The organism is Clostridium sp. SM-530-WT-3G (assembly GCF_012843905.1).
GTDB lineage: Bacteria > Bacillota > Clostridia > Clostridiales > Clostridiaceae > Clostridium.
This window is the reverse complement of the sequence record NZ_JABAGC010000018.1, coordinates 40,430-57,510: the sequence shown is the minus strand read 5'-3', so window position 1 is coordinate 57,510 and position 17,081 is coordinate 40,430. Positions and strand designations below refer to the sequence as shown.

The 17,081-nt window shown below is 30.4% G+C and carries 15 protein-coding genes, 4 pseudogenes and 1 riboswitch; all 19 genes and pseudogenes read left to right on the top strand.

Annotation, left to right across the window (positions count from 1 at the left end; genetic code table 11):
* Positions 1-77: 77 nt before the first annotated feature.
* A pseudogene (locus tag HF850_RS08400) lies at positions 78-246 on the top strand (nucleotidyltransferase domain-containing protein); the annotation flags it as partial.
* Positions 227-967, top strand: a pseudogene (locus HF850_RS08395) (class I SAM-dependent methyltransferase). The pseudogenes HF850_RS08400 and HF850_RS08395, both read left to right, overlap by 20 nt.
* 37 nt (positions 968-1,004) lie before the next feature.
* Positions 1,005-1,499: an HD domain-containing protein gene (locus HF850_RS08390; protein WP_169105000.1), complete on the top strand. Its 495-nt coding sequence runs from the start codon at positions 1,005-1,007 to the stop codon at positions 1,497-1,499.
* A gap of 128 nt (positions 1,500-1,627) precedes the next feature.
* Positions 1,628-1,992 (top strand): annotated as a pseudogene (locus tag HF850_RS16140) (GrpB family protein).
* Between the two features lie 44 nt (positions 1,993-2,036).
* Positions 2,037-2,531 carry an ATP-binding protein gene (locus HF850_RS08380; protein WP_002337568.1) on the top strand — a complete coding sequence of 165 codons (495 nt, stop codon included), beginning with the start codon at positions 2,037-2,039 and terminating at the stop codon, positions 2,529-2,531.
* Positions 2,532-2,669: 138 nt separating this feature from the next.
* Positions 2,670-2,993 (top strand): hypothetical protein, encoded by a 324-nt coding sequence (locus HF850_RS08375; protein WP_004613237.1) that lies wholly within the window; start codon positions 2,670-2,672, stop codon positions 2,991-2,993.
* A 58-nt stretch (positions 2,994-3,051) separates the two neighbouring features.
* Entirely contained in the window at positions 3,052-3,477 is a 426-nt protein-coding gene (locus tag HF850_RS08370) for a GNAT family N-acetyltransferase (protein ID WP_169104999.1), read from the top strand.
* Between the two features lie 538 nt (positions 3,478-4,015).
* On the top strand, positions 4,016-5,044 hold the full coding sequence (locus HF850_RS08365) for a type II CAAX endopeptidase family protein (RefSeq protein WP_169104998.1): 1,029 nt from the start codon (positions 4,016-4,018) through the stop codon (positions 5,042-5,044).
* A gap of 73 nt (positions 5,045-5,117) precedes the next feature.
* Positions 5,118-6,287, top strand: a complete 1,170-nt coding sequence (locus tag HF850_RS08360) for an amidohydrolase (protein ID WP_169104997.1) — start codon at positions 5,118-5,120, stop codon at positions 6,285-6,287.
* A 182-nt stretch (positions 6,288-6,469) separates the two neighbouring features.
* On the top strand, positions 6,470-6,736 hold the full coding sequence (locus tag HF850_RS08355; protein ID WP_169104996.1) for a metal-sensing transcriptional repressor: 267 nt from the start codon (positions 6,470-6,472) through the stop codon (positions 6,734-6,736).
* A 13-nt stretch (positions 6,737-6,749) separates the two neighbouring features.
* The gene (locus tag HF850_RS08350; protein WP_169104995.1) at positions 6,750-9,191 is read left to right on the top strand and encodes a heavy metal translocating P-type ATPase; all 2,442 of its coding nucleotides are present in this window, start codon (positions 6,750-6,752) and stop codon (positions 9,189-9,191) included.
* A gap of 70 nt (positions 9,192-9,261) precedes the next feature.
* On the top strand, positions 9,262-9,468 hold the full coding sequence (locus HF850_RS08345; protein ID WP_169104994.1) for a heavy-metal-associated domain-containing protein: 207 nt from the start codon (positions 9,262-9,264) through the stop codon (positions 9,466-9,468).
* 173 nt (positions 9,469-9,641) lie between these two features.
* A pseudogene (locus tag HF850_RS08340) lies at positions 9,642-10,083 on the top strand (putative ABC transporter permease).
* 282 nt (positions 10,084-10,365) lie between these two features.
* A complete protein-coding gene (locus HF850_RS08335; RefSeq protein WP_169104993.1) occupies positions 10,366-11,040 on the top strand; it encodes a hydrolase in 675 nt (224 codons plus the stop codon).
* Positions 11,041-11,118: 78 nt separating this feature from the next.
* Positions 11,119-11,293: riboswitch (Lysine riboswitch) on the top strand.
* A 206-nt stretch (positions 11,294-11,499) separates the two neighbouring features.
* Positions 11,500-12,795, top strand: a complete 1,296-nt coding sequence (gene lysA / locus HF850_RS08330) for a diaminopimelate decarboxylase (protein WP_169104992.1) — start codon at positions 11,500-11,502, stop codon at positions 12,793-12,795.
* Positions 12,796-13,170: 375 nt separating this feature from the next.
* Positions 13,171-13,743, top strand: coding sequence for a signal peptidase I (gene lepB / locus HF850_RS08325; protein ID WP_169104991.1), 573 nt, complete (start codon positions 13,171-13,173; stop codon positions 13,741-13,743).
* 73 nt (positions 13,744-13,816) lie between these two features.
* On the top strand, positions 13,817-14,458 hold the full coding sequence (gene lepB, locus HF850_RS08320) for a signal peptidase I (protein WP_169104990.1): 642 nt from the start codon (positions 13,817-13,819) through the stop codon (positions 14,456-14,458).
* Between the two features lie 93 nt (positions 14,459-14,551).
* Entirely contained in the window at positions 14,552-14,773 is a 222-nt protein-coding gene (locus HF850_RS08315; RefSeq protein WP_169104989.1) for a DUF3006 domain-containing protein, read from the top strand.
* 26 nt (positions 14,774-14,799) lie between these two features.
* Entirely contained in the window at positions 14,800-16,965 is a 2,166-nt protein-coding gene (gene ftsH, locus HF850_RS08310; RefSeq protein WP_169104988.1) for an ATP-dependent zinc metalloprotease FtsH, read from the top strand.
* Positions 16,966-17,081 lie beyond the last annotated feature (116 nt).

Genomic DNA, 17,081 nt, shown 5'->3' with positions numbered 1-17,081 from the left:
ATGGACACATCCTTTCTTAACTAAATATTATTTTACTTAGTTCGACTTGTCGTGTCCACTATTTTATACTAACACCACCTAAAAAATATGCCGAAAGGGTAAATCATATTTTTGTAGTACTTGATCTTTCACTTTTTGAATGCTACGATATGACCGAGAAGCTTTATAAAGAAGTGAAAAAAATTGCAACGGAGATAAATAACTTTTTAAATGACGGGGAATTCAGATGAAAGAAAACAAATATGATGATAATTTATTTTTTCAAAAATACAGTCAAATGAGTCGTTCGCAGCAGGGACTAGCCGGTGCAGGAGAATGGGAAACATTGAGAAAGCTGCTGCCGGATTTTAAAGATAAGCGTGTGCTTGATTTAGGATGCGGCTATTGATGGCACTGTATTTATGCGATGGAGCACGGAGCGTCTTTTGTTGTAGGTGTTGATATTTCTCATAAAATGCTCGAGGTAGCCAAAGAAAAAACACATTTTCCACAGGTTGAATATAAATGCTGTGCTATAGAAGATGTGGAATTCCCAGAGGAGAGTTTTGATGTAATATTAAGTTCACTTGTGTTTCACTATGTAGCAGATTATGAGATTTTAGTAAAAAAGATATATAGAATACTGAAGTCTGGTGGTAAGCTAGTTTTTACGGTTGAACATCCTGTTTTTACTGCCTATGGAACACAAGACTGGCATTATAACAAAAAAGGAGAAATACTGCATTTTCCAGTGGATAATTATTATTATGAGGGCAAACGGACAGCTGTGTTTTTGGGAGAAAAGGTTACAAAATATCATAGAACACTGACCACATATCTAAATACACTGCTTTCAAATGGTTTTATAATAAATCATATTGTGGAGCCGCAGCCGCCGGAAAACATGATGGATATTCCGGGGATGCAGGATGAAATGTGCCGTCCCATGATGCTGATTGTATCGGCGAACAAAAAAGTGGATAGATAGAACTAAAACACCTATAAGGTATAAATGGAGGTAATTTGTGTTTAAAGAAAAAATTATTATAGAGATGAAAGAAGTATTCAAAGAAATTCCTTTTGGCATAGAGCATACTCTCAAAGTTTTGAAAAATGCAGAAGATATAATGAAAGGAGAAAATATCGGAGAGGAAGAAAAAGAATTCATCAGTATTATTGCTATACTACATGATATTGGTGCGGTTGAAGCACAAAAAAAATACGGTTCTATTGATGGTGTCTATCAAGAAAAGGAAGGACCAGAAGTAGCGAAAGAAATATTAAAAAAGGTAGGCTATAACAAAAATATTGATAGAATATGCTTTATAATAGGCAACCATCATACTCCATCTAAAATTGATGGACTTGATTTTCAAATACAATGGGAAGCTGATTTGCTTGAAAATTTAACGGTTATGGATAAAGAAAAAGAACAGGAAAAGATAAAAAAGTGTATAGATGAAGATTTTAAAACAAACACAGGAAAAAGGATAGCTTATAATCGCTTTATTTTAGATTAGTAGTAGATTATTACAGTTATGTATTTTATATCGCAAAGAAAAAATAGTAGTTAAGTTTAACCCTAGATAATAAGCAGCAAAGGAGTGCGATAAGATGATATCTAATAATACCTCCATGCCTACAACGGATGATGAGTTGCAAAAGAATACGGTTGGTTGTTAAGGATTCTGCTGATGAGTCATCCTACGTTCCAGTGTTGGAAGCGGCCGGATATGTGCTACAGATTCGAGAACCTGACTGGTTTGAGCATCGTTTGTTTAAAGGACCGGATACCGATATTAATCTGCATGTGTTCAGTTTGGGCACATCAGAGATTGATAGAATGTTACGCTTCCGTGATTGTTGCGGACTAATGATACTGATCGGGACAAATATGCACAAGTCAAACGAAGCTTGGCAAAGAATAAATGGAGGCATGTCCAGCACTATGAAAATGCTAAAACATCAATAGTACAGGAAATCATGAAAAGAGCGAATAGTAATAATGCTTAAGGAGAGTGTCATGTTTTCTTGGTTTGTTATAGGAGGTTATATCAATGAAAAATACAGTAGATAATTTGTCGAAAAGTAAAGTTATTTTAATGTGCGGCCCTGCGGGAGCAGGTAAATCAACACTAGCAAAAAAATTTGAAAGTACCGGGATGACAATACTATCTTATGATGAAGAATCATTCAAACGGGGTTTGAATGAACATCCTTTACCTCAGGAGGTTTTAGAAGATATTAAAACCTATCTTGATGAAAAACTAATTTCACTTATCATGCAAAACATTGATATTGTTCTCGATTATTCATTTTGGTCTAGAGAAATGAGAAATGAATATATTTCATTATTAAAGAAATACGACATAGAACCCAAAATCTATTATATAAAGACACCTAAGGAAGTTGTTATGGAACGTATTCGAAAAAGAAACGGAAATCATCAAAATGATATCATATTGACGGAGCAAACAGCTTCCACTTATTATGATCATTTTCAACCCCCAACTGATGAAGAAGGTGAAGTTATAGTAGTCGAGGGATATTAATATTGTGGTTTTAGGCATGGAAATTGTACTAGATGATATGCTATCTTTTCGATAGGCGATGAAGTATAATGAAGATGACAACAAAATTGGAATTTATCAGAAAATGAGGAATAGTTGAAATGGAGGCACTATAATAACATGAAGATTGAAGGGAACCAGAAAGAACTGGATGCAATGGTAGAATTTCATAAGGGAAACCGTGTCGAGGGGCTGAGACTGCAAGAAGAATTTGCAGCGGAATTTCGTAAGGAGTATAAAGACAAAGATCACTGTCCTTGCCTGAAAGCCTGTCGTTATCACGGAAACTGTAAGGAATGTGTAGCAATCCACAGAGCGCATCAGGAACATGTTCCTAATTGTATGCGACCATTGATTAATAAAAAATTGAAATTGATGTCAGAATTAACAGAGCATACCTTGGCAAATGAAATAGAAGCTCCACATGAGATTTTAAGAAAATAGGCAAGTCAAATTCAAGTTTGTTAAATTGGAAAATTCAAGTTTATGGAGAGTCACCGTTATGATTAGAGAATTTCAAAGGGATTATATAAATAAAGTTGCAGATATATGGTTGGATACAAATATAAAGGCACATAATTTTATCCCCGCCGAATACTGGAAAAGCAATTTCAAATCAGTAAAAGAAGCGTTGTTACTAGCAGAGGTTTATGTGTATGAGTATGATACAGAAATACAGGGTTTTATAGGGTTAAATGATGAATATGTTGAGGGCATTTTTGTTTCTGGTGAAATGCAATCGCAGGGTATAGGTAAAATTCTGCTGAATTATGCAAAGGATAAAAGGAATAAGTTGCACTTGAACGTATACCAAAAGAACGCACGGGCAATATCTTTTTATAAGAGAGAAGGATTTGAGATTCAGCATAGTGGCTTAGATGAGGCTACCGGAGAAAAAGATTATGTAATGACATGGCAACACAAATAGAAATTCCAGTTTGTAGGGGTGACATGAAAAATAAAGTTTAAGGAACAGAGCTTTACCCTGTTTGCCTATACAAATTATAGGATAATTCAAGTTTCTCACAGGCTCGAACCACTAGATTTTAAGGGAAAAGGTGCGTTCCACCATTCCCATGTACAATAGGGGTTGAGTATGTTTTTCGTTGAACAACCGAGCCATATTGAAAATGTAGCATTACTAGTTAAAAAAGAATTTATATAATTAAATTATTGTTTTATTAAATAGAAAATTAAGGGGAGCTTTTATTTAGAACATTTTTGAATCAAAGCTCTCCTTTTTAATTAAAGTGATAGGATGATTACATAATCTATATTTTTATAAAATAAGGAAATATGGTAACATATTTATATTGTATTTTACATTTTTACTATTTAGATGAATAGAATAATAAAAAAGATATATTAGAGTTATTTTATATATGGCTGAAATTAAATTTGTTAGCTGCTTGAGAGAAAATATTATCAATATTATTGAATAAGTAAAGTGAATGAGAGGAAAAAGGATGACAGAAAATTTAAATGATAACTTATATTATGATAAATCTGATATAAAAAAAGATATAAAAAGAACTGCTGGTAGATGTGCCATGGTTTTATTTATTTTATCAGTTTCTACATATGCTTTTGGAGGAATAATACAATATATATTAAAAATACGAGCAGCAAGTTTAGGAATTAATATAGCAAGTAATGTAGAAACAGGTACAATACTTGGAGTATCTAAAGAGGCTTATAATTTCTTTATGGGGTACCTACCATGTATATTAGGAGATATACTTGCTATAGGAGTAGCCTATAAAACTATGAATTTAAAATTCAAGAAAGATCTATTTTGCAGAAATAAGGCTCCTTTTAAATTTATAATACTTGGATCTACATCATGTGTTGCTGTAGGTATGATTTCAAGCATAATCTATGTTATATATTCTTCAATTATTGAAGCTCAGGGATTTACTATACCATCACCTGATTTTACAATACCTACTGAAACTAAGTACCTGGTTTTATTTATTTTGTATACTTGTATTATTGCGCCTATATTTGAGGAAGTCATATTTAGAGGATTTATATTAAAAAGTATGATGAAGTATGGAAATCTAACAGCAGCTATTGTTTCGTCTATTATGTTTTCAATGTTTCATCTTAATCTGGTTCAATTTATAAATCCTATACTTATGGGAATTATATTCTGTTTTATTACGATAAAATCAAATTCAATAAAATCATCTATTATTGCACATATGTTTAATAATTCACTAATTATGTTTACATCAGTTCTAGGACTGCTTAATAATCCAACTATAGAGGGAATTTATTCATTTATCTATTTTTCATTAGGGTTTATTGCATTTTATATGTTTGTAAAAACATATTTTAGAGATTTTTTAGTAACTTTAAGTGATAATAATACTGAGTTAAGTATATTGAAGAAAATAGGATATTCTTTTACAAGCCCTTGGTCTATAGCATATATAATTTTATATATAATCTTAGTAGGGGGGATGATGATTATATTAAATATGTTGAAATAATATACTTATTATAATGTCGTGTAAAGTTATATCATACCAATAGTTTTGATATTTTAAATGAGGAGGATTTATTTTGGCAGATAGTAATTTATTAGATATAATAGAGAACTTGGAAGAAAATCTTATAGGAATATATAGAGAACTTCACCAATATCCTGAACTTTCAAATGAAGAATATAAAACAACTAACATGATAAAAAAATTACTTACAGATGTTAATATAAATATAATTGAGTTAAATATAGGCACAGGATTAGTAGCAGAGATAAAAGGAAATCCTAAGGGACCTGTTATTGCACTAAGATGTGATATAGATGCACTTCCAATAACTGAGGAAACTAATCTTAAATATAAATCCAAAATAGATGGTAAGATGCATGCATGTGGTCATGATTTTCACACTGCAGTCATGATTGGAGCAGCATATTTAATTAAAAAGTATGAAAAATCACTTCTTGGAACTGTTAAAATAATATTTCAAGCTGGAGAAGAAAGTGCAGATGGAGCAAAGAATATAATTTCTACAGGAGTTTTAGATAATGTGGATGTAATATTTGGTATTCATTGTATGCCTGATGTAGAAGTTGGAGTTTTAGGGTTAAAAGAAAAAGCTGTTACTGCAGCAGTAGATAGATTTGAAATTAAAATTCATGGAGTTGGAAGTCATGCAGCTAGGCCAGAAAAATCAGTTGATCCTATTGTTATTGCAACTAATATAATTGTAGCACTTCAGACTATAGTTAGTAGAAATATTAACCCAAGAGATAAAGCGCTATTGAGTGTTACACATATTGAATCTGGCAATACATGGAATGTAATACCTGAAAATGCTTTTATAGAAGGAACAGTGAGGACACTTGATGAAAAAGTTAGAGAACTTATACCTAATAGAATGAAAGAGATTGTAGAAGGAATAGCTGAAGCATTTGATGGACATGCAGAGCTTACATGGCATAGAGGATCTCCAGCAACAAATAATGATAAATATTGGACAATCTTTTGTGGAGATGTTGGAAAGAAGATGGGGTATAAGCTAGAAAGAATATCCATGGGACTTGAAGGGGAAGACTTTGCATATTATCAGAAAAAAATAAAGGGAGTTTTTATTACTGTAGGGACAGGGATGTCTCATGCACACCATCATCCAGAATTTATGATTGATGAAAAAGCTATACTTCCATGTGCAAAATATTTTTCTAAACTAGTAGAAGCAGCACTACATGAGTTAACAGCTAATAATTAATAATATTTTAGAAAAATACTATGAAAATAATAAGATTTAAGGTCATATCAAAATTTGATGTGATCTTTTTTAATTTAATAAAAGATAAATTATTAGAATAAGGACAAGTATGTTTGACAAAATATAAAAGAAGAATATAATATAACACAAGGACACCCCCATGGGGGTGGGGAGGTATAAAAATGAGTAAAGAAAGAAAAAAAGCATTACAATCTTTAAAAACTGCCAAAGGTCAGATTGAAGGGATAATAAAGATGATTGAAGATGATAGATACTGTATAGATGTTGCAAATCAGCTTATGGCAGTTCAATCATTAATTAAAAAAGCAGATTTAATGGTACTTCAAGGGCATTTGAGACACTGTGTAAAGGAAGCGTGTGAAAATAATAATTCTGAAGAAAAGATAGAAGAATTTAATAAAGTTCTAGAAAAGCTACTTTCTAAGTAGGGGGAAATTACATATGAAAAAAACATTTAAAATAGAGGGTATGACATGTGCAGCATGTGCTAGCAGAGTAGAACGGTTTGTGAGAAAAATGGATGGGGTAGAAGAGGCAAATGTAAATCTTGCAACAGAAACTCTTAATGTAACATTTGATCAGAATAAGGTTAATGATGATGATATTGAAAAAACTGTAGTTAAGTCAGGATATGGTATTAAGAAGAATATTAAGCATTATACATTTAAGATTGAAGGAATGACATGTGCATCTTGTGCTAGTCGAGTAGAAAGAGTTACTAGAAAGCTTGATGGAGTAGAAGAGGCAAATGTAAACTTAGCAGCTGAAACATTAAGCGTTACCATTGATGAAGATCAAGTAGGATATGCAGAAATAAAGGCTGCAGTAGATAAAGCTGGATATAAACTTATTCGAGAAGAAGAAAGCAAAAATGAAGAAGATAAAAAAATGAGTGCAAGTCAAAAAATGTTAATTAGATTTATCGTATCAGCATGTTTTACAGTCCCATTACTTATCATAACAATGGGACATATGCTTGGAATGCCACTTCCATCTATAATAGATCCAATGAAGAATCCTTTGAATTTTGCACTTATACAAGTAGTTTTAACGTTGCCAGTAATGGCAATGGGATATAAATTCTATAATGTAGGACTTAAGAATTTATTTAGATTAAGCCCTAATATGGATTCTCTTATTGCTATAAGTACTTTAGCAGCATTTATTTATGGAATTTTTGGCATATATAAAATACATGTAGGTGAAACAGAATATGCAATGCACTTGTATTTTGAATCAGCAGCAGTAATACTTACTTTAATTACATTAGGAAAGTATTTAGAAGCAGTTTCAAAGGGAAAGACATCTCAAGCCATAAAAGCACTTATGGGTCTTGCACCAAAGACTGCTACTGTAATAAGAAACAATGCAGAAGAAGTTATACCTATAGAAGAAGTAGTGTGTGGAGATATAGTTGTAGTTAAACCTGGAGAGAAATTACCTGTAGATGGTGAAATTATAGAAGGAAGCACATCTATTGATGAGTCAATGATTACAGGTGAAAGCATACCAGTAGAAAAATCTGTTGGAAGTGCTGTTATTGGAGCTAGTATAAATAAAACTGGATTTATAAAATACAAAGCTACAAAAGTTGGGAAAGATACAACTTTAGCTCAAATTGTAAAATTAGTTGAAGAAGCTCAGGGCAGTAAAGCGCCTATAGCTAAACTTGCAGATGTAATATCAGCATATTTTGTACCTACAGTAATAGGTCTTGCTATATTAGCTGCAATAGTATGGCTTATAGCTGGTGAAACACCTGTATTTGCACTTACTATATTTATAGCAGTACTTGTAATTGCATGCCCATGTGCATTAGGTCTTGCAACTCCAACAGCTATAATGGTTGGTACAGGAAAAGGTGCAGAATATGGTGTTCTTATAAAAAGTGGGGAAGCTTTAGAAACAGCTCATCAAATTAAGACTATAGTTTTTGATAAAACTGGTACTATTACAGAAGGAAAACCTGTAGTTACAGATATAATAGCTGATGGTATTTCAGAAGATGAATTGTTAATGCTAGCAGCAAGCGCTGAAAAAGGATCTGAGCATCCATTAGGAGAGGCAATTGTAAAGAAAGCTGAAGAAAAGAATATTGAATTAAAATCATTAGAAGATTTCAAGGCAATACCTGGACATGGAATATCAGTTAAGATAGATGGAAAAGAAATCTTACTTGGTAATATAAAGCTTATTAAAGATAAGAATTTAGAATTAGATGAAAAATTATTTAGTAGTTCTGAAAAATTAGCTAATGAAGGTAAAACTCCTATGTTTATAGCTGTAGATGGCGTGTTAAGAGGTATTATTGCAGTTGCAGATGTTGTTAAACCAAGTAGTAAGGAAGCTATAAAAATTCTTCATGATATGGGAATAAAGGTAGCTATGATTACTGGTGATAATAAGAAAACTGCAGAGGCAATAGGGCATCAAGTTGGAATAGATATAATATTAGCAGAAGTATTACCAGAAGATAAGGCAAGAGAAGTTAAAAAGCTTCAAGGTGAAAATGTAAAGGTAGCTATGGTTGGTGATGGTATAAACGATGCTCCAGCTTTAGCACAAGCAGATGTTGGAATAGCAATTGGATCAGGGACTGATGTTGCTATAGAATCAGCTGATATTGTACTTATGAGAAGTGATTTAATGGATGTAGTTACTGCAATAAAATTAAGTAGAGCTACAATTAGAAATATAAAACAAAATTTATTCTGGGCATTTGGATACAATGTATTAGGAATTCCAGTAGCAATGGGTATACTTCATATATTTGGAGGACCACTTTTAAATCCGATGATAGCTGCTGGTGCAATGAGTTTAAGCTCAGTATCAGTACTTGCAAATGCTCTTAGATTAAAGAGATTCAATCCTAAAAATTATTAGGAAGTATAACTTATTTAATCAAGCAAAATAAATAATATATAATAATTATATTAGTAGGAGGACGATTAAAATGAAAAAGAAAATATTAATTGATGGAATGAGCTGTGAACACTGTGTAAAGCATGTTACTGAAGGATTAAGCGGAGTAGAAGGCGTAAAAGTTATTGAAGTAAATTTAGATGGTAAATACGCTTTAGTTGATACTGATGTAGACAATCAAAATTTAATAGATGCTATAGAAGATGAAGGATATGATGTAATAAAAATAGAAGAATAAAAATTATATTCTTAAATCTTAATGAAATTATTTGAGAAACTATTAGAGTTAATTCTAGTAGTTTCTTTTTTTTATATGTTGATAATGTTAAATAGAATATTTAAATTAACTTAGGAAAGAGAATGAATATAATAAAAGTATATTCAAATACTAATATCATCACATAAAGTAAGGTGGATGATATTGTAGAAATTTTATATTTTATAGGGTTTAATTTTATAATATATTCCTTTTTAGGATGGGTTATTGAAGAACTATATTGCTTTTTTACAAATAAGACGTTTAAGAAAGATGATTTTATTTTTTATTATACCTAGCATTGTTGAATATATTAGTGGATATTTATTAAAAAAATTGTTTGATAAGTCATATTGGAGTTATTTAAATTTAAGATATAATTTAAATGGATATATATGTTTAAAGTTTTCAGTTTATTGGATGCTTTTAAGTTTTATAGGTATATATTTTCTCCAAAATATATTAGATAAGTTTTATTATATGGTAAGTGGAGAATTACTTGGGATTTTTATAGTTATAATTAATTTTATTATGATTTTAGATTTTATGGAAAGAATAATTAAACTTAATTACAAATCAATGTTTAAAATAGAATAAAATTAATAATAAAAGCTGTTTTAAGTATATGTAAATATTTAAGGCGGCTTTTTATATTGGTAAAAGTAAATAAGAAAATATGATAGTTGTTTTAGGAATTTATTAATAAATTTATCAAATTAACAACATAAGAACAATTGTGTGGATAATATCTGTGGATAATGTTAATAAATATTGAAGTTTTTTGAAAAAGTATAAATTGTAATATAATATACTTAGTATAATAATTTATATAATGGTAATATCTAACATATAAACTTATAAAAGGAGGATCATAAAGTTATGACTAAAAAAGAAGCTAAATTTATACCACAGATAAAAGGGACACGAAGAGATCATGTAGTTGAAGTTCCTAGTATTATTAGAGAATGTTCAGGAATAAAAATATTTGGTAAAAGAATAAAGTCATTATTATTTAGTACAGATGTAGCAATAATAAGAAACACTAATGCAGATGCAATTATAGCAGTATATCCATTTACACCTCAGCCTCTAATAACACAAGCCTTAGTTATGGCTGCAGACGTTCCTGTATTTTGCGGTGTTGGTGGTGGAATTACACAAGGTAAGAAAGTTATTAATCTAGCTTTAGATGCTGAATTTAAAGGGGCTATGGGGGTAGTAGTAAATGCACCTACATCTAATGAAGTAGTTAAAAAAATTAGAGAAACTATAGATATACCAGTGATAGTTACTGTTGTTTCTGAAGATGAAGATATTACGAAGAGGATAGAAGCTGGAACAACAATATTTAATGTTTCAGGAGGAAAGAATACACCTAACATAGTGAGAAATATAAGAAAAAAATATCCTGAGTTTCCTATACTGGCTACTGGAGGCCCAACAAATGAAAGTATAATGGAAACTATACAAGCAGGTGCTAATGCCATAACATTTACCCCTCCAACTTCGGCAAGTATAATGGGAGAACTTATGGACGAATATAGAAGTAGATAATTTTCAACAAAAGTATTGAATAAAACTGAAATTATGGTATCATATTTGTAATAGTTGAATAAAATAGTAATAAACATGACCTGGGGTAGAGGCGCTGTAATTAAAAGTAGGCATAAAGAGCATGGATAATAAGCTGTGAGGTATGCAGAAAGGAATTATAGCCGAAGAAATATATATTTTATCCGATATTTGTTTCTGGGGATTCATAGAATATATGAATAACTGTCACGATTAGTGTTGAGCTACAAGGCATTCTTTTTATATTATGACTGTTATTAATACAATAGGATTTATAATATTTTTAAGTATATTTTAAAACCTTATTGATTAGTAAAGTTATAGACAGGAATTATGTTAGTGTAATCTCTATCACTCGTCACAGATATTTTTTCTGTGACGTTTGTTTTTTATAAGCATAAGCAATTTTATCAACAGATAGATATTTGGGGGGAACAAAATATGAAATTATTCGGTACGATGAAGATTGATAACAATCAGTTAACAATTGGGGGAGTTAAAGCAGTAGATTTAATAAGAGAATATGGAAGTCCTTTATATGTATTCGATGAGGCTCTTATAAGAGAATATTGCAGAGATTACAGAAAATATTTTAAATGTGATGAAAATAATAATAGAGTAGCATTTGCTGGAAAAGCCTTTTTGACTGTACAAATGTGTAAATTGTTAAAAGAGGAGAATATGTCTTTGGATGTAGTATCAGGCGGAGAGTTATATACTGCATATAAAGCAGGATTTCCATTAGAAAAAATAATGTTTCATGGAAATAATAAAACATTAGAAGAAATTGAATTAGGAGTAAAACTTGGAGTAGGAAATTTTGTAGTTGATAATTATTATGAAATGGATGCATTAAATAAGATTGCAAAATCATATGGAAAAATTCAAAATATATACTTAAGAATTACACCTGGTATAGAGGCTCATACTCATGACTATATTAAGACTGGTCAGGTAGATTCAAAATTTGGATTTGCTCCAATTGGAACTGTTATTGAAGAAGCAGTTGAAAAGGCTATAAACCTTGAAAATATAAGGCTTGTAGGTATTCACTGTCATATAGGATCACAGATATTTGAACTACAACCTTATGAAGATGCAGTTGAAGTAATGTTGGAACTAGTAAAAAAAATCAAAGAAAAACATGGTTATTTTATAAAAGAAGTAGATTTTGGGGGAGGTTTTGGTATATACTATAGTAAAGGGGACAAACCAAAAACAACAAAAGAGTATTGTGAAACAATAATTAAAAAAGTTGATGAAGTTTGCTCAAGAATTGGTCAAGATAGACCGATAATTACTATAGAGCCAGGAAGAAGTATAGTTGCTAATGCAGGAACTACTATATATACTGTAGGTGCAGTGAAAGATATTCCAGGAGTAAGAAAGTATGTATCAGTAGATGGTGGTATGGCTGACAATATTAGACCAGCTCTTTATAATGCAGATTATGAATGTGTTATAGCTAATAGAGTTCATGGAGAACGTGAAGAATGTGTGACAATAGCAGGAAAGTGCTGTGAATCAGGAGATATTTTATTAGAAAATGTAAATCTACCTGAAGTAAGTACTGGAGATATTCTTGCTGTTATGACTACTGGGGCATATGGATACTCAATGTCAAATAATTATAATAGAATTCCAAAACCAGCTGTTGTAATGGTAGCTGATGGTAATTCAAGACTTATTTGCAGAAGAGAATCGTATGAAGATGTACTTAGAAACGATATAGTATAGCTTGAATTAAATTTAAAAAATTATATATTATATGAATTTAATTAATATTTATAGGATATACTATATAACAAAGAGATGAAGCAGAAATGCTACAGTTTCTTTTAATTAAATAAGCTTTTTATTAATATTCTTTCCCAAGATTATAAATATATAAAAGATTGATATACACCGACCTTTTGGTTGGTGTATATTTTTATTTAAAGAACATAATTTAGATTTAAATTTATTAATGCATATACGTATTAATATATGAATTAACACCAATATAGAAGATTATTTATAATTAAAAAATTAATAAGTTATAAACATACTATTATATAAGTATGGTATACTTATATAATAGTATGTTTATAATCAAAACGTGGGGTGAGACAGTTGGCTGACATCAAAGAAAAAGAGATAATAGAGAACCAAAATCAAAGTGAAAGTAAAAATACCAAAAAGGGCTCATTCTTTAAAGAATTATTTATTGACGTAGCAATAGTTGCAGCTATAGCCTTTTGTGTATGGAAATTTGTTGGATATGGAGTATGGATTACAAGTGGATCTATGATACCTACTTTAGAAGTTAAGGACAGATTGATTGTTGAAAGAGTACATAATACTAATAAATTAAACTACGGAGATATTGTATTATTTAAAAATGATGAATATGGTGATGATATTTTAATAAAAAGATTAATTGGTAAACCAGGTGATACAATAGTAATAAATAATGGTATTGTTTATAGAAATGGTGAGAAGTTAGATGAGCCATATGTAAAAAATAATGAAAATTATAATGGGGTATTTAAAGTGCCTGAAAATGAATTCTTCTTTTTAGGAGATAATAGAGCTAATTCTGCGGACTCAAGGTATTGGAAAGATCCTTATGTTAATGCAGACGATATTGAAGGGAAAGCAATATTTAGGTATTATCCTTTTGATGAAATGGGAAAACTAAATTAATGTTTTATATTTTATAAGTTGGATAGACTTTAAAATATAGGTTATAGAAAGCTATAGACGGAGATTAATATTGATGAATAAGGATGAAAGAATAAATCATAAAGAGGAACATTTAGAAGAAGTTAATGATTCTGAAACAAATGAGAATAGTTCCAATGAAAACACGATTGATGCAAATAATATTTCAAAAGAAAAAAAGAAGAAAACAAATAACTTCTTTATAGAATGGCTACTTCCAATAATAGCAGCTATAGGAATTGCAATATTAATTAATAAATTTGTATTTTTCAATGTTTATATACCAAGTGAGTCAATGGTTCCTACTCTAAATGTTGGTGATAAACTTGTGGTAACAAGAATTTATGATACTGATAATATTAAACGTGGGGATGTCGTTGTATTCTATTCTGATGAACTTCAGGAAACAGTTATAAAAAGAGTAATAGGTATTCCGGGAGATCATATAGAAATAGATAATGGTGTAGTAAGTGTTAATGGTGACGTGATACAAGAAGATTATGTTAAAAATAATGAATATAACAAAACAAAGCTTGTGTTTGATGTACCAGAAGATAAATTCTTCTTTTTAGGAGATAATAGAATACGTTCAAATGATGCGAGAAGATGGATAAATCCTTATATAGATGCTTCAGATATAAAAGGAAAAGCAGTACTTAAATTTTATCCATTCAGTGATTTTGGATTAATAAAATAATAAGAATTAATATCAAATAGGGTGTAAAAATTAAAGGATATACTTTATACTATAGTTATGGGATTATAAAGGTGTGTCAAAGGTGGAGTTTTAGTGAAAGGAAGAACATATATAATTGACAGAATTGAAGGAGATTATGTTGTCTGCGGAACTTCTGATGGTTTTATGATTGACATAAAGTCTAATAAAATTCATGGGGATTTTAAAGAAGGAGATGTTCTGCTTGAAGAAGAAGGATTCTTCAAGATTAGCGAAGAACTTACAAAAGAGAGAAGAGAGAAAATAGAAGATATAATAAAAGATATATGGCAATAAATACGGACAGAAGGAGTGGTGATTAAATGCAGAACAATAACAGAAATAACGGTGGGAAAAATAATAAAAATAAAAAATCGTATACTGTAGTTATTACATACTTTCTAATTGCGTTTGCATTTGTAATGGCGTTTAATTATGCTAAGCAGACGGCAACAACTAAAGAAATCAACTATAATGAATTCTTAAAATTACTTGATGACAAAGAAATTTCTAAAGTTGTTATTACTAGTGAAAATTTATTAATTACACCAAGCGATGATAATGAGGAATATAAAGGAAAAACTTTATATACTGCAAATATAAATGATGATACATTGGTAGATAAACTTCAAGCTGCTAATATTGCATTTACTGGAAAGAATCCAAGTGAAAATCCATTAATGAATATACTTTTAACTTGGATATTACCAATGATATTAATATTCTTTATGTGGAAGTTCTTATTCTCTAAAATGGGAAATGGCGGCGGTGGCGGCGTCATGGGAATTGGAAAGAATAATGCAAAAGTATATATGGAAAGTGAAATAAAAGTTACATTTGATGATGTTGCAGGGCAAGAAGAAGCTAAAGAATCATTAAAAGAAATTATTGATTTCTTAAATTGTCCAACTAAATATACTCAAATAGGTGCAAAACTTCCTAAAGGTGTTCTTTTAGTAGGACCTCCAGGAACAGGTAAAACTCTTATTGCAAAAGCAGTAGCTGGTGAAGCAAAAGTTCCATTCTTCTCTTTATCAGGTTCAAGCTTTGTTGAAATGTTTGTTGGTGTTGGTGCATCAAGAGTAAGAGAATTATTCAAAGATGCAGTAGCAAAAGCTCCTTGTATAGTATTTATTGATGAAATAGATGCTATAGGCAAGAGCAGAGATAATCAAATGCAAAGTAATGATGAAAGAGAACAAACATTAAATCAGTTATTATCTGAAATGGATGGATTTGATTCATCTAAGGGTATTATTATACTAGGCGCTACAAATAGACCAGAAATACTTGATAAAGCCCTACTTAGACCAGGTAGATTTGATAGAAGAGTTATTGTAGATAGACCAGACTTTAAAGGTAGAGAAGCTATACTTAAGGTTCATGCTAAAAATGTAATCTTAGGAGATGACGTTGATTTAGCAGAAATAGCTAGAAGTACTCCAGGTGCTGTAGGAGCTGACCTTGCTAATATAATTAATGAAGCTGCTTTAAGAGCTGTAAGAAGTAAAAGAAAAGCTGTTTTACAAGAAGACTTAAGAGAAGCGGTTGAAGTTATTATTGCAGGTAAAGAAAAGAAAGATAGAATACTTTCTCCTAAGGAAAGAGAATTGGTAGCATACCATGAAGTAGGGCATGCACTTGTAGCTGCTTTACTTAAAGGAACAGATCCAGTTCATAAGATTACAATCGTTCCAAGAACTATGGGAGCTTTAGGATATACTATGCAGGTTCCAGATGAAGAAAAATTCCTTATTTCAAAGGAAGAATTAATTAATCAAATTACAGTTATGCTTGGTGGTAGATCAGCTGAAGAAGTAGTGTTTAATCTTGTATCTACAGGAGCTTCTAATGATATAGAAAAGGCTACACAAACTGCAAGAAGCATGGTATCAGTATATGGTATGACTGATAGATTTGATATGATGGCATTAGAATCTATTCAAAATAGATACTTAGATGGTAGAGCAGTAAGAAACTGTAGTGAAGAAACATCTACACTTCTAGATGAAGAAACATTAAAGATAATAAGAACTGCTCATGAAAATGCTAGAAGGATATTAAGAGAAAACAGAGATTTATTAGATAAGATTTCTGGAGTACTTTTAGATAAAGAAACTATCTTTGGTGACGAATTCTTTGAAATAGTATATGAAAAATATCCTGAATTGAAAGAAGAAAAAGATAAAGAAAAGATTGAAAAAGAAAAAGAAGTTAAAGAGTTAGAAGAAAAAAGAGCTAAGATTTATGCTTTACACAATAGTTATGTTGAAGAAGATAATACAGACAATAAGTCTGAAATTCAATCAGATGACATTATAGAGGTTGAAGTGGAAAATCCTGCTGAAGATGACTCTGATGATACAAATGATAAATTTACTTCTGAAAATGAAACAGAAAAAGTGGAAGATATTATTGTTGAAGAAGTACATGAAGAAACTATCTCAGAAGACAATAAGGATAATACAGAAGAAAAAGAAGATAAGTAAAATTTAATATGTAATTAAATTAGATGTACAATTGACAGATTAAAATGTACAATGGATATTAAGACTTTAAAAGTTTATATTCATTTACTATGTCAATTGTACATTGTCATTTTTAT